Below are 14,308 nucleotides of genomic sequence, written 5' to 3'. Positions count from 1 at the left end.
TATCCCGTCATTTGTATTCTCTCACCTAAATAAAAAGTTTTATTTAGGTGAGAGAATAATCAATGTGCATGCACTGCTCCTATATACCAATAAAAATGGATTGTGAGGGCAACATGAACGTGATTAATTCCGATTCCTATGCCAAATTTGGCAAGTCGTTTAACCGAAACAAAAAAGCTAGTCGAATATCGGCAATGTGTATTTTAGCAAGCTCTCTGTTTGGCTGTACTACTTTTCCTTATGTTGAAGACCCTCGCCCCGAATACACAAGAGCGTGCACAATGTGTGAGTCACGCGAAGTAGAGCTTCAGCGGGCAATGGCTTACGTCGATTACACTTACGACGGCTATCGCAGAAAGCTTTTAGAAGATGCAAAGCAAAGCCAAGAATTAAGCCAAGGCCTGATTGCTCTTGGCACAGTAACATTGGGTTTAGCAGCATTCGAGGCCAATATTGATACGTTCAAAGCGGCGGGGTTGCTCGGAGGGGGCGCCTATCATTTAGGAACGGCAAATGAAAATGTTGGCAGGCGTGCACAGTATATTGCTGGTATGCGAGCAATGGTGTGCATAAAAGATATTGTTAGCCCTATGGTGGGAATTACTAGCAATTATCAGCATATTCAAAAAAATGCCGAACGGCTTCGTAGCGCAATGGACGAGTACGCCATAGCGGCGGGAGACTTGACCAATAACATGAACCAACTCGTTCTCTATAATGACGCCACCAAAAGCTTAAAAGCGGCAGCGCAGGCGCAATTAAAGGTGATAGACAGCGACAGAGAACGGGCCGCAAAGCTACTTCAAAGCACCAACACCTTGCTTGCAAAGTCCTCCACGATTGGGCCTAGGGTATTTGCGCAAGTGGATAACATTCGTGTAGCCGTTGATGAAGCCTTAACGTCAACATTGGCGAGTACAGATAGTATCGGTTCGCAAATAGCTGCATTGAGTGATTACGCACAATATTTTACGCCCGGGCTAGACTTCGCTCAAATACTACAAACAACACTCGCTAGTTCGGAAGGTTCCAATACGGATACTGTTATCAATAAAATGTTAGCGCAGGCGATGGGGGACTTCGATAAAAAAACCAAAGAGAACGCCGAGAATGCTGAGAACGTTAAAAATGCGATTATAGGCGTTTACGAAAAAGTCATTTCTAACATCAGTGTTGCCATGGGGAAGATGCAAGCGAAGCGTCAAATTATGTTGGCAAGAGCCAGCGAATTGAATGGTTTGTTGGCGATGCCCCTCAATTTAAATGAAACTACGTTTAAATCTTGTGGCGCCCTTACTGATAATATTACTACTCAGCTAAAACTCGATCATTCCTCATTAGAATTCACACAGGGCACTATTCAAACGGCCACTGTTGAAGTATCCGGTGGAACAAAGCCTTATTCTGCACAGCTAACTAAAATGCCTAACTCATCGGTAAATGTTGCGACGGTGGCAGGAGGCTCTGGAATTATCGTTACGCTTACTAGCGAGGCAAAGGCGGGTGAAGTCTTTACGATTAAAGTGAAAGATAGTAGCACTCAGCACGCCATTATTAACGTATCGATTAAAGAGCCAGTTAAAAAAACTGAAAGTGATGCTGCGAAAGAGAACGTTACAGAGGCACCACAAGCAGCGTTGAAAAACTGCGAAAATAGCAAAACCACTACATGGAATGAAACCTTCGGTGTTATTGGCTACCCGGTAATGGGAACACATGCGAATGGTATTGTTTTGGAAAACCCCGCTTTATTAGGAAGCACTATATCAGGAGAAATAGCGCTTACTGGTCAGTTTTCTCTCCCCCCTGAGGCGAAGAATATAGAGGCGGTTAAAAGCGCATTGCTCGCGAAGCTCGCCACCGACCCTCTACTAAAAAGTCTACATTGTAAAAACATTACCAGTAACGACAAACTAACGCCTCATGCAAGCTTAGCAAATGCCTTGAGCTCAACCCCTGATGTTTGCAAAGCCGATGACGATGTAGGAAGGCTACAATGTGCATTACGCACGCCAATGGAAGCTGGAGATTGCGGTGACGATTTTACGTTAGCCTACTCGAATTTTAGTCAGGGCATACTGACCGTAACACTGCGTGACCTAGATTCAATTTGCCCAACACTTTATGTAGATAAAGTAGAGGATTTAGCCGCTCAAGCAAAAGTGACGATTAACAAATCACTTAAGCGGTTTACAGGGGGGAATACATTAAAATACAGCGATTTGAAGTTCAGTAATCATGAGGAAATAAAAGCCAAAATTGACGGTTTACAAGAGGGGAAAGTGCAATGAGTTATATAAAAGTCATTGATACTAAAAAGTCAAAATACGATCAAGGCAGTGCTGTTGCATTAATACGCCGTACCCGAAAAAACCTATCCGTTGAGCACTATCTAGTGAGTTGTTTCCACCTATTTGGATTATTAGCGAGAAACATAAAGCAGCCTTGTCAGCAGGCCGTCATTGAGCATGACGGAAAAGTGATTGCCAATTATAAAGGTATTTGCGGGAGTATTGCGCCGCTGGGCACTGATACTTGGAGCTTCGATGTCGCATTTGCAAAAGTGGAGCCAAAGAACCTAGCGCTCGCGCGCAATGCGATTCCCGGACCAGTACCAACAAAAATACTGTATTACATGGATGAGTTGCCAAAGACTGCCATCATGCACAGTCCGCGGGTCAAAGCCACTGACTCTAATGACACTGAAAGTAAAATCACCCTATCTAATGTATGCGCTAAAAGGGGCAATCAACAAATTGTTTCCTATGGGCCCGAGCTTAACCGTCTTCAGGCAGTTCATCGCCTTATTGTAAGCTACGATGGAGAGACCATGGCTGGTGATAGTGGTTCACCTGTTCTTAGTGATGATGGAGATACACTGTTGGGCATGCATATCGCTGGGAATGGGAGCAAGGGCTATATGCTTCCTGCTGTCGATTTTATTCAAAATGCCAACCGGTTTATTCCTGAATTTAAAAACGATACTTTATCTTTAGATTTGTGAGGTGAGTTATGGATTATCTTGATACCGCTATAGTGCTGACCTTAGTGATCATTACCGTTGCTGAGTTTTCAGCACTGACTACAGATAAACTCATGTCTATGATTGGCTCTCGAACCCGTGGCTACGACTATTGGTGTGAATGTGTAGTTGAAGAAGTCCGGTTGTCTTTAATACATGATGTCGATTTTACTGCAGCGCAAAGCGCACATGTGCTAGAAAAGCTTAATATCTTAATGGCATATGAGCGTGAAAAAGCAAAGCCATATTTAAATAGGTCAGTATTGTTGAATAATATTTTATCGACAGCCAGTAAAGTGTCAGCACCAAAAATGGCGGATAAATTAGCGCAAGTATTACCCGATAGAATAGCAAAATGCGATCATAGTGCCACAAGTCGATTTCGTTTGAGGACTGGCGTTAAAGTGGCATGTGTTGCCACCATTATTGCCTTGGCATTAAATATCAGCAGCTTGTCATTGATAAATGAGCTTGAAAATACTGATGCCGATGATTTGATCCGTCTTCAAAGTCAAATTGAGAGTTTAAACACTAGGCTTGAGGCAGAGGACGACCCGACTAACGCAGGGGCGATAATGATTGAGTTAAGAAGTAGGTTAAATCAACGCTCTGATTTAGAGAGTAAAACATTTTCAGTTGGTCCCATAGCGCCAGGTATAAATCGAATGTCTATTGAATGGATTTTCGGCTGCGTGCTCACGGGATTGCTCGCAGGGTTAGGTGCGCCATTTTGGCGTCAACAATTAAGCAGGCTGATGACGCTGAAAGACCTTAAAGAGCAAGTTTCTGTAGATAAATCGGTGGGCCTTAATGATAGTGAGGTGCCAGAGAATCAATGGGGGGACGCCTCAGTCGGCGACGCTTCACTCAATGAATCTGCAATCAAAGACTCCGCAATAAATGTACCTTCCGGTGTAACCGGAAAATTCATTCCAACAAATATAAGTTGGGATCCCTTAAGCAATCAAATTGACTTGGACGTCATTGCACAAGGAAAGCCAGAGCGCGTATACATGCCTGAAGAATTAGTGCATACATTACGTTTGAGATTGGCCCCTCAATATAATGCAAATCTTGCAGCGGTAAATATAAGACCAGAATCACTGAAGAAATTGGCGAACAGTTTTTTTTCCAGTAACTAAAGTGAGTTTACTGCGTAGGCTGCTTCATTTAAACATGAAGGTTGCGCACCTTTGAAGTTCGCCTCTAATGTGTCTTGATGGCGAGTGGTAATTAATTCAAAGGTGCAACAAAGCCTAGAACAAGCGCTATGGCCTATTCACACTTCTCAGCCGCGACTACCGTTATTTCAACCAACAAAGCTTCACGAGCCATGTTAGCGGTAACGCAAGCGCGAGCTGGGGCATGCCCTTCTGGTACCCAGTTATCCCAAACGGCGTTCATCTCGGCAAAGTATTTCATGCTTTTGATGTAAATAGTGGCAGATAAAATATGTTCTTTATCGCTACCCGCTTGTGCTAGCAAGGTATCCACTTTATCTAGCATAGTTTGGGTTTGTTCGGTAATACCTTGGGTAGCATCTGCGCACACTTGGCCGCATAAATAGATAGTGCCGTTATGTTTTACTATACGGCTCATACGCTGTTTTGTTTCTATTCGCTCTATGGTCATTGCTAAGGTGTCCGTGCTTTTAATCTAAAAGTTTAAATGGTTTATTTTTCATTTCTACAAGCTTGCTGAATTTCATGCCCTAACTCTTCTGCATCAGCAAGTTGTTCAAACATGTCGCGAATTGGCGCGCCTTCAATCAAACCCATGAGTGTACCTAATACAAAACCACGGTGCACGTTATCCCCTCCTACATTGGCGTTGGCTGTGAGTGCTTTTTTCCCATCGGCAATGTAGCGGTAGGCAAAATACAGCACACTAGGCCATGCATCAGAAATGTAGCATGCGGGAGAGAATTGACGGCCCACTATTTCGATATCACTTTTATTCTTGGCAACTAGCTTTGCCAAAGACAGATGATTCCCCCGTAAGGCAATATCTTCAATTATGTCTTGAGGAGATTCATTCGTGCGGTAGAGCAATCGATAAAGCAGCTCGACATAATAGTCACACACTACACCAAGCGCGTCACTGGGGTGAGTTAAATACAAATGGCTTCTGCATAGGTTTTTAATATCATTCAGGTCATCACCTTTTAAAGCGCAGGTAAGCGCTAAAGGCCCAATGGTAACAAGGCCACCTATAGAAGCCGTATCGTGGGTAACTGCGGCGCATTTATCGGCAGGTTTACCGTCTACTAGATTCGCAAAAAAGCCCCTATGATACGATTCCGCGTAGGTATCTGGGTGGGCGGGCTTGTCTGCGCACAACAGCTTAATGTACCCATCTAAAAAAGCAGCTTGTTGATATTGCAGCGCTGCAACGCTAAGCACCACCCTTGCACAATGGGCATTCAGGGTATTTTCACCCGCCTTCATACCCTGATGATAATGCTGGTTAGCACCAGTCCAATATTGTCGTTTACCCTTTAAGATAACATCGCCCACAATGTCTTTCTTTTCCTGCTTAGATACTTTGGACCGCCCACCTTCGCTGGTGGAATGCAAAGACATGATGGAAGATGGATGAAATGATGGCGCGTCTTCGAACTGCTGAATACCGCCGGGGAAATCTTTTAAAATGTCCGCAGGGTTATAATACCAATGTACTGGCATTGCCAAAGCGTCAGCAATAAATGCATTTTTTAGCGCCGCGATTACCCGTGATTTATATAATTCAGATGACACTTAGTTTTCCCCTTAAAGACTAATGCACTCATTGGTTTTGTCTAATACGCAACAAGTAAAATAACATCGAATGATTAGAGGGTTTAATACGTGGTTTGATTGAATATTGATCGCAGAGTGGGCGTTTCTAAAAGCCATTTGCTAAAAAGTGACAGTCTCATTACTATTCTTTTTTTGGTTTGAATTTTAGTGTGGGTTTTAGTTTGAAAATAAAGGGTAAAGATATGCATGCATCGCCATCAAGTACCGCGGGGAAACCTTTAAACTTCCTGTTGTATGTAGAGCAAAATTACTCCTTCGATATTCTTCGACCCATACAAAATGAAGCGAAAAAGCACGGTCATCAGGTTAAGTGGTTGGTGGTGGGAAATGATGCGTCTAAACACTTTTTACATGAAAATGAGCAGGCATTAGCTTCTATTGAACAAGCTATAAGCTTTAAACCTGATGCGGTGTTCGTCCCCGGAGATAGAGTGCCCAATTTCATCCCCGGCATTAAGGTGCAGGTCTTTCATGGTCTTAATGAAAGCAAACGAGGCAATGTTTACCCTGAACGAGGGTTGTTCGACTTATATTGTACTGAAGGGCCTGAACGCACGGGTACGTTAACACGCAGTAATAAAGGCCATTACAATGTGGTTGAAACTGGGTGGGTTAAACTAGACTCATTATTCCAATATCAATCGACAGAGCATTTCGATAAACCGCAGGTGCTATTTGGTTCCACTTTCTCTGCTTCCTTGTCTTGCGCTGAACTCGTCTATGAAGAGGTAAAGCGATTAAGTCAAAACGGGAGTTGGCAGTGGTTAGTCACATTGCACCCCAAAATGGCAGTGTCAACGGTTGAAAAATACAAAGCGTTAGAAAGTGAAAACCTAATGTTTTTTGAAAATAATCAAGTCATCGAAGCGTTGCACAGAGCGGATGTGATGATTTGCGATAACTCCTCTATTTTCCAAGAGTTCTTATTATTAAATAAGCCTGTTGTTACGGTAAACAACCGCGACCCACTCGATTGCTTTATTAACATCACAGAAAGCAACGCGCTTGAGGGCGCAGTAAAACAAGCTTTGTCACCATCGCCTGAACTTATCGATAGTATTAAAAAATACGGGCCATCAATAACACCCTACCTAGATGGAAAGTCGTCTCAACGCGTGGTGAAAGCGGTTGAAGAAATGGTGGGTAGCCATTGGGTTGATAAGAAGCCTAGAAATCTATTAAGAAACTTTAAAATCAGGAAGAAACTAAAATATTGGAAGTTGTGATCAGGGCGTTCGATTTAGCGCGCTTTTGACAGAGCGCCTGATCGGCAAGCGCTAACTTGAACCTTTCACCCAGAATAACTAGTTACAGCATTAGACATAAAAATGGATGATTGTGAAAACTAATTTCATGTAATTCAAGGTCTTGTTTCCATAGGTTAGTTCAACATTGATAGTTGTAGAGCAAAGATATTGTGGCGTACTATAGCGTTTTCTCCTTTTCGACATTAAGACTTCTCTATGTATCAAGATTTTCAAGCTGAGCTTTCCTGGGCCAGTTTACACATGCCGCGCACCCGTGAAGCTATTTCCTCTCTTCCCAGCTTAGACGGCATTAGGCTAGCCTGTAATATGCACCTTGATTTAAAAATGGCCCCTTTGGTTGAAGGGCTATTATCTCGTGGATGTGAGGTGTTTCTGACAACCTGTAATCCCACTACAGTTCAAGATGACGTAGTGAAGTATTTGGTAGATAAAGGGGCTACGGCTCACGCATGGCGAGATATGAGCAACGCCGATTGGTCAGATTCTTTTGATAAAGCATTAGCTTGGCAGCCAACCCACTTGTGTGAAATGGGGGCCGATTTAACCACGCGTCTGCATGAAAAAGTGCAAACGAATGAAGCTGTTCCAAGCATTGTTGCGGGCTTAGAGGCGACAGGTTCAGGTATTACGCGATTAAACGGTATGCAGCCCGAGTATCCTATTTTTAACTGGGACGATTTACCCGTTAAAGAAGGCTTACATAATCGCCATATGGTGGGCTTAAGTGCATGGCAAACGTTTTTCCAAACCACACATCTTACCCTGCATGAAAAAGTAGTAGTAGTCATAGGTTATGGTTTAGTAGGGCAGGGCGTTGCGGCATCTGCAAAAGCTTTTGGTGCACAAGTGCAAGTGGCAGAGCTAGACCCTGCTCGTGCGCTACAAGCTAAATATGATGGCTGGCCGGTGGTTGATTTGGGCATTGCGGTAAAAGATGCCGATGTTATTGCTACTGCCACAGGTGGTTACGGCGTGGTAAGTGCGAAACATCTGGATGCGATGAAGGAAGGCACCTTCATATTAAATGTTGGACATGTGGCGCAAGAAATTGATGTGCCTTATCTTAAAGAGCATGCCGTCCACAGCGAGCCAATGCCTTACGTGAATGCTTATACTTTGAATGGCAAAACCCTATTCTTACTTGCAGATGGTTCTATGTTCAATCTGACAGCAGGCTATGGTGATAGCTTGAATGCCTTTGACGTAACCTTGGCCGTAATGGCTGCAGGCATTGGGCATATTGTAGGGGAAGGTAGTACCCACCAAAATGGGTTATATTTACTACCTGAAAAAGCATGGAAGGCGGCGCTTTAAGGCGCCCCCCTTATCATTGTTGATAAGAGGGACAAGGAGGGCAAGGGAGACAAGAGGCAAAAGAGGCGTTGATAAAAAAGGGTATCTAAAAAAGAAGGACCTCAACTCATTGAGGAAGCGTGAGATAAATCCTCGATCCCCACCAATTACTTAATAAACAAAGTTTCCTATACAAAGAGTAAGCGGACTGAGTGCTTTTACGCTAACATACTCGTAACATGTTAGCGTAGACACTAAATTTGTGTTGCCCTTTTGCCATAAGGTATTGCTTACGCTAGGGCGCTTACATAAATTACATAACGACAGGGAGTTGGGGGTATGGGAAAATAGTATGGTTCAAGCATCTTCTATCCCTTTGTTTATTACTGCCAGTATCTGCTTACTTTTAAGCTTTTTCTTTTTGCTTTTATATTATCGTTTGACCTCTCGGCATGAAGAGTTCGTGAAGTATTACCTGATTTTTGCGCTTTCAGCGTTAACCAGTGGCATTTTTTTTGGTGCCTTTGCGGTGCTCGTTAACTCAAGCAATAACCTTATTTATCTTAGTATTTCTAACCGTATAACCGTTATTGCGGCAATGTTTACCATAGTGCTGAGCTTGCATTTCTACGTTGCTTTTTTTCAATACAAAGTGCCCACCTTTCTGAAATGGTGTTACGTCATTTGTGGTGCCTTTTCCTTGTTAACTATGGTGCCTAACCAGTACTTTCTGAGTAATGCTTTCTACTCAACATCTCAGTACTACACAGGCTTAAAGTACGGTGTGTTATTCCAGTTGTGGGGGGCATGGATATTAGTTCTCGCCGCCTATTGTATTTTCATACTCGTGAGAGTGTTTAATCGCCAGCGTGTTAGGCAAGAAAACAGTAATACGAATACAGTGTTATTACTGCTGGTGGCTAACATCGTGTGGGTGATCACAGGCCTTTGCGATACGTTTACGGGCATTCAAGTTGTAGATGTACCCCCATTGAGTTGGATAGGCTCATTTTTAGTTACTTCCTGTATTGCGTGGGTTTTGGTTTTGCATATAGATGAACTTTATGAAGAAAGACGCTTGCTTAGCAATCGTCTTATGTATGACCATTTAACCCAAGCATTCTCACGTAGTTATTTAGAGATACGTTTATCAGAAGCCGTCAACTTAATGCTACGTAAAGAGTTGAATTGGTTATCAGTATGCGTATTCGATGTAGATGATTTTAAAAACATTAACGATCAATACGGGCACGCAAACGGTGATGCGTTGCTCACCCAAATTACGAATATTATCAAAGACAATATTCGTCAGTCTGATTGCATCGCTCGGTTAGGCGGGGATGAGTTCGTCATTTTATTTGCTAGCAAACAAGATGAGAATTCTGCGCCTACGACTGTCGAACGTATACGAAAACGTATTGCTGAAACAAGTTTCGGGAAGGGAGATTGTTCATTTAGTGCGTCTTGTTCGTTTGGCATAGTCAGTGTTACCCCAGACCAGCTAACGATGGCCGATTTGCCGAACCAAATGTTATCAAGCGCAGATGAAGCCTTGTATAGCGCCAAGCATAAAGGAAAAAATGCTGTGGGTATTGCTACTCTCAGTGATTTATCCTGACCCTACAGAAACTAGTCGACATCCCCCGTTTCGTTATCATCTTGGTTTATGTCTTCTTGTCCGCTTTTTTCTTGCTTGGCCTCGGTAACCATTTCGATAGTGTGCTGCACTTTGGGGTCGGGTAAAATCATCTGCATCAACATACCAAATACTATTGCTGCACCTTTTTGTTTTCTGGCCCATAAATACATAAGGACAAAGAAGCCTACAACAAAAGTGAAACCTACAAATACGCTAAGTGCAAACAAGGTATCGCTAAAAAAATCCATATTGCACTGCTTTTTCCATTTCCACTTTCACTTCCAATTCCACTTATATGGATAGATGCGACAAGACGCAGTATTTGTCGTACCAATTAAAATCCCTTCTCTGTGCTTTAATGGTAATGTTTAAAAAAAACACAAGTGCATGAACTCATTAAGGCAATGCGAAAGACTAATAAATTAAATATTTAAGCCTTTACCGTATGGCTAAATACGTTGCACTATATAAATCATAAGAACCTATCCTTAATAAACCACTAAATATAAAAAGGCCTTCAATGATGACATTACGGCGAACACTAGCCGCTTTAGTAGTATCTATTAGCACGCTGGTTAGTCTCTCTTTTCCTGCAATTGCGTTAGAAGATACCGTTAACCCGAAGCTTTTCGATAAAATGGAATATCGTAATATTGGCCCTTTTCGTGGCGGTCGCTCTGTTGCCGTTTCTGGTGTTGAAGGTAACACTAACCTTTATTACATGGGGGCCGCAGGTGGCGGTGTGTGGAAAACAGATAACGCCGGTTTGTCTTGGAAACCCTTGTCTGACAAGCACTTTGAAGTAGGTAGTATTGGTGCTATTGCTGTTGCGCCTTCCGATCACAATGTTATTTATGTTGGCACAGGGGAAGGGCCTATTCGAGGTGTAACTACCAGCCATGGTAAAGGTGTATATAAGTCTACCGATGCAGGTGAAACCTGGGAGCTAGTCGGTTTAGAAAACCGTGGTCAAATTCCCAAAATTCGCATTCACCCCACCAATCCAGATATAGCGTGGGCGGCTGTTCAAGGTAATATTTGGGCGCCAAATGAAGCGCGCGGTGTATTTAAAACTACCGATGGCGGTAAAAGCTGGAAGCATGTGCTTAAAGTTAATGCCGACACGGGCGCTGCAGATTTAGCACTCGACCCGTCTAACCCACGAGTGTTGTACGCCAGCATGTGGCACCACGGAAGAACGCCATGGTTTGTAAAATCAGGTGGCGATGGTGGTGGCATTTATAAATCCACTGACGGTGGCGAAACTTGGGATAAACTAGAAAAGGATTTACCCAAGCTTATCGGAAAGGTGGGAATAGATATTTCGGCCTCTAACCCTAAGCGCGTTTACGCCATTATTGAAGCTGACAAAGGTGGCTTGTACCGCAGCGACGACGCTGGCGCTTCTTGGCAGTTAATGAATGGCGACAATATTCTTAAAGCCAGAGCCTGGTATTACAATCATATTAAGGTCGATCCTAACGACGAAAACACCCTGTATGTGATGAACGTACAGTTGCATAAATCTATTGATGGCGGCAAAACCTTCGAAATAAAATCACTGCCACACGGTGATACCCACGATATGTGGATAAACCCTGAAAACAGCCTAAATATGATTAATGCCAACGACGGTGGGGCAACCGTGACCTTTGATGGTGGAAAATCATGGTCTAGTATTTATAATCAGCCAACTGCGCAGTTTTACCGTGTAGTGACTGATAACCTTGAGCCCTATCATGTTTATGGTGGTCAGCAAGATAACACGACTATGGCTACCCCTTCCTCTACATGGGATAGCGGTATTGGTATAGCCGAGCAGTTCGCTGTAGGTGGAGGAGAAAGCGCACATATCGCGTTTGATGCAGACAACCCCACGCTTATATACGCCACCACTATCAATGGCACATTAACCGAGTTCAACAAAGACACCGGGCTTACTCGTCCTATCATGCCTTACCCTGAATATGTGTTTGGGCGAAACGCACGAGATCAGAAATACCGTACCAACTGGAATGCGCCGGTATTGGTGTCGCAACACGACCCGAAAACCGTGTACTACGGCACACAAATGATCTTGAAAACCACCGATCGAGGCGTCAATTGGCAAGAAATCAGCCCAGACTTAACGCGCAACGATGCCGAAAAGCAGGGCTTGAACGGCGGACCTATCACCAATGAACAAGCAGGTGCGGAATACTACAATACGGTTTTCTATATTGCTGAATCGCCAACAAAGGCGGGTGAACTATGGGTAGGTGCAGATGACGGCAAATTACATTTAACCACAGATGAAGGCAAAAACTGGAAAGACATAACGCCTCATAAAAAAGAAGCTCAGGTTAATGCTATTGAGCTAAGCGTTCATACTGAAGGTAAAGCCTATGTAGCCGTAACCGGCTATAAATTGAATGACTATAAGCCCTATATTTATAAAACGGAAAACTATGGAAAGCGCTGGACTCGTATAGATAAAGGCCTGCCTGAAGATGCGTTTGTACGCGTGGTACGCGAAGATAAGCAACATGAAGGTATGCTGTTTGCGGGTACAGAAAGCGGCATGTTCGTTAGTTTCGATGATGGTGATAACTGGCAGGAGATGGCGCTTAATTTACCGCCTGTCGCAATAACCGATATGCAAGTGAAAGGTGATGACTTAGTTGTGGCGACCCAAGGGCGTGGCTTCTGGATTTTGGATGACATAAACCCGCTGCGTGAAGTCAGTGGTTCATTACATAATGAAGCGCTGTTTCAATTTAGCCCTGTTGATGGTGTGCGTTTGTTGTCAGGCGGCAATATGAGTGGCCAACCAGAAGCGAAAAACCCCGCTCGTGGTGCCACCTTTCGTTACTACTTAAAAGATGAGCTTGAAGAGAGCGACAGCCTTCGCATCGATATTTTTGATTCTAAAAATCAACTTGTGCGCACGTTATCGTCAACCGCAGATGCGTTTGAAAAGTGTGCTAAGGGTAACGAAGATGCACGAAGCCCGTTGAAGTTTAAACACCCCTCTACAAAAGAAGGCTATAACCAGTTTGTGTGGGATTTACGTCGTTCACCTTTGCATTGTATCGATAATGTAAAACTGTTCGGTGGGTGGAAAGGCGCTAGGGTAATGCCTGGCGACTATAAAGCGACTATTACGGTGGGCGAGCACTCTCAAACCAGAGCCTTTAAGGTGTTACCTGATCCAAGGGAAGAAGCTAACGCTGCCCAATTACAGGTTGTAGAGCAAAGTATTCAGGCCAGTGAAGCTTTATTGAACGAGCTATTTGAACATCTGCAAAAAGCCCGTAACGTGCGTGCAACACTAAATGGGGTCACTGAGTCGAATGTGGTACTAGCCAGTGAAGTATCGGCATCTATCGACCGTATTGTCAGTGCTATTGATGATTGGGAAGCATTGGTTATTCAACCTAAGCATCAAACATTCGAAGATGATATTAACTGGCCTAACATGCTAGATAGGCAAGTGCGCTTTTTAATGGATAACTTCGATAGAACTGGCGCGCCCGCGCAAGCTGGAGCAGTGCAGCGTTTAGAAGATTTAGAAGCAAGATGGCAAAAGTACAAACTGCAGTTAGAAGTTTTATTTAAAGAAAACGTTAAGCCAGTAAATAAAGCGCTTGCTGAAAAAGGTGTTTACGACTTAGACAGTTTGTAGGCTGCTTGTAAGCCGGCTAAGTCCATAAAGTATGGCCCGCAAAATAGAGTGTGTAAAACAAGGCGCGTTAATTGAGGCGCGTTAAATATGTGCTTTATACAAGGAAGGTGTTCGATAGCATTATCGAGCGCCTTAATTACAGCACGTGCACTGAGGGCTCTACCTAAAGCGTTTAGACACCGTAAACGTTTTACTTAACACGGTAGATTATCTCTACTCATCATACGATTACAAAAAAAGCCGACCTAGCGTCGGCTTTCATTTTCTTTGTCGCGTTTTTAACTGACAGTAACATGCTCAATAAGGTGTATTGGGGAGAGATATATGTATCGAATATCATATTGTAAAGTTTCTTTTGTCTGAGTTTGAAACTCTGTCTGCAGTAATAAAAGAGATAACAAATATAGTACTGGATATCACCCCCTGTAGAGCTGAAAACAGAATAAATGGTAAAAGTTGAAATTATGATCAAATATGAGTTGCTAACTCATCGTGTTTATTTGTATAGTTATCGCAAATATTGTAAATGCCTAGTAAAATTTAAAGCTAATCTATAAATGATAAAGGTGTAATACCAACCTAAAACTTAGCTTTGTTAGACGATGCATTTTCTAGGACGGATAA

At 43.2% G+C, this 14,308-nt stretch carries 10 protein-coding genes; 7 read left to right on the top strand and 3 right to left on the bottom strand.

Going from position 1 to position 14,308, the window contains the following annotated elements:
- The first annotated feature begins 113 nt into the window (after positions 1-113).
- The 3 genes from AVL57_RS16135 to AVL57_RS16125 are packed head-to-tail and all read left to right on the top strand — an operon-like array spanning position 114 to position 4,164.
- Positions 114-2,291: a hypothetical protein gene (locus tag AVL57_RS16135; RefSeq protein ID WP_057789609.1), complete on the top strand. Its 2,178-nt coding sequence runs from the start codon at positions 114-116 to the stop codon at positions 2,289-2,291.
- A complete protein-coding gene (locus tag AVL57_RS16130; protein WP_057789611.1) occupies positions 2,288-3,004 on the top strand; it encodes a hypothetical protein in 717 nt (238 codons plus the stop codon). The genes AVL57_RS16135 and AVL57_RS16130 overlap by 4 nt, the downstream gene beginning before the upstream one ends.
- Before the next feature lie 8 nt (positions 3,005-3,012).
- On the top strand, positions 3,013-4,164 hold the full coding sequence (locus AVL57_RS16125; RefSeq protein ID WP_057789613.1) for a hypothetical protein: 1,152 nt from the start codon (positions 3,013-3,015) through the stop codon (positions 4,162-4,164).
- Positions 4,165-4,297: 133 nt separating this feature from the next.
- On the opposite strand, the gene AVL57_RS16120 is transcribed toward AVL57_RS16125, so the two are convergent.
- Positions 4,298-4,654, bottom strand: a complete 357-nt coding sequence (locus AVL57_RS16120; RefSeq protein ID WP_057789615.1) for a RidA family protein — start codon at positions 4,652-4,654, stop codon at positions 4,298-4,300.
- Between the two features lie 41 nt (positions 4,655-4,695).
- A complete protein-coding gene (locus AVL57_RS16115; RefSeq protein WP_061093599.1) occupies positions 4,696-5,778 on the bottom strand; it encodes an ADP-ribosylglycohydrolase family protein in 1,083 nt (360 codons plus the stop codon).
- 224 nt (positions 5,779-6,002) lie between these two features.
- Here AVL57_RS16115 and AVL57_RS16110 point away from each other — a divergent pair, with 224 nt between their 5' ends.
- From AVL57_RS16110 to AVL57_RS16100, 3 genes are all read left to right on the top strand, one after another.
- On the top strand, positions 6,003-7,046 hold the full coding sequence (locus AVL57_RS16110) for a CDP-glycerol glycerophosphotransferase family protein (RefSeq protein ID WP_057789617.1): 1,044 nt from the start codon (positions 6,003-6,005) through the stop codon (positions 7,044-7,046).
- Between the two features lie 237 nt (positions 7,047-7,283).
- On the top strand, positions 7,284-8,402 hold the full coding sequence (locus tag AVL57_RS16105; protein ID WP_057789618.1) for an adenosylhomocysteinase: 1,119 nt from the start codon (positions 7,284-7,286) through the stop codon (positions 8,400-8,402).
- Between the two features lie 331 nt (positions 8,403-8,733).
- Positions 8,734-9,999 carry a GGDEF domain-containing protein gene (locus AVL57_RS16100; protein WP_057789620.1) on the top strand — a complete coding sequence of 422 codons (1,266 nt, stop codon included), beginning with the start codon at positions 8,734-8,736 and terminating at the stop codon, positions 9,997-9,999.
- 11 nt (positions 10,000-10,010) lie between these two features.
- On the opposite strand, the gene AVL57_RS16095 is transcribed toward AVL57_RS16100, so the two are convergent.
- Positions 10,011-10,268 carry a hypothetical protein gene (locus AVL57_RS16095; protein WP_057789622.1) on the bottom strand — a complete coding sequence of 86 codons (258 nt, stop codon included), beginning with the start codon at positions 10,266-10,268 and terminating at the stop codon, positions 10,011-10,013.
- A 272-nt stretch (positions 10,269-10,540) separates the two neighbouring features.
- Here AVL57_RS16095 and AVL57_RS16090 point away from each other — a divergent pair, with 272 nt between their 5' ends.
- Positions 10,541-13,684, top strand: coding sequence for a WD40/YVTN/BNR-like repeat-containing protein (locus tag AVL57_RS16090; RefSeq protein WP_057789624.1), 3,144 nt, complete (start codon positions 10,541-10,543; stop codon positions 13,682-13,684).
- The last annotated feature ends 624 nt before the right edge of the window (positions 13,685-14,308 follow it).

This window comes from Alteromonas stellipolaris (genome assembly GCF_001562115.1).
In the GTDB taxonomy this organism is placed as follows: domain Bacteria; phylum Pseudomonadota; class Gammaproteobacteria; order Enterobacterales; family Alteromonadaceae; genus Alteromonas; species Alteromonas stellipolaris.
The sequence above is the reverse complement of the archived record's forward strand: the minus strand, read 5'-3'. Positions and strand labels throughout refer to the sequence as shown.

Excerpts from the sequence above, each read along its gene's own strand:
- AVL57_RS16120 (WP_057789615.1), bottom strand. The coding sequence starts at position 4,654 with ATGACCATAGAGCGAATAGAAACAAAACAGCGTATGAGCCGTATAGTA.
- AVL57_RS16135 (WP_057789609.1), top strand. The coding sequence starts at position 114 with ATGAACGTGATTAATTCCGATTCCTATGCCAAATTTGGCAAGTCGTTT.
- AVL57_RS16090 (WP_057789624.1), top strand. The coding sequence starts at position 10,541 with ATGATGACATTACGGCGAACACTAGCCGCTTTAGTAGTATCTATTAGC.
- AVL57_RS16125 (WP_057789613.1), top strand. The coding sequence starts at position 3,013 with ATGGATTATCTTGATACCGCTATAGTGCTGACCTTAGTGATCATTACC.
- AVL57_RS16105 (WP_057789618.1), top strand. The coding sequence starts at position 7,284 with ATGTATCAAGATTTTCAAGCTGAGCTTTCCTGGGCCAGTTTACACATG.
- AVL57_RS16110 (WP_057789617.1), top strand. The coding sequence starts at position 6,003 with ATGCATGCATCGCCATCAAGTACCGCGGGGAAACCTTTAAACTTCCTG.
- AVL57_RS16095 (WP_057789622.1), bottom strand. The coding sequence starts at position 10,268 with ATGGATTTTTTTAGCGATACCTTGTTTGCACTTAGCGTATTTGTAGGT.
- AVL57_RS16100 (WP_057789620.1), top strand. The coding sequence starts at position 8,734 with ATGGTTCAAGCATCTTCTATCCCTTTGTTTATTACTGCCAGTATCTGC.
- AVL57_RS16130 (WP_057789611.1), top strand. The coding sequence starts at position 2,288 with ATGAGTTATATAAAAGTCATTGATACTAAAAAGTCAAAATACGATCAA.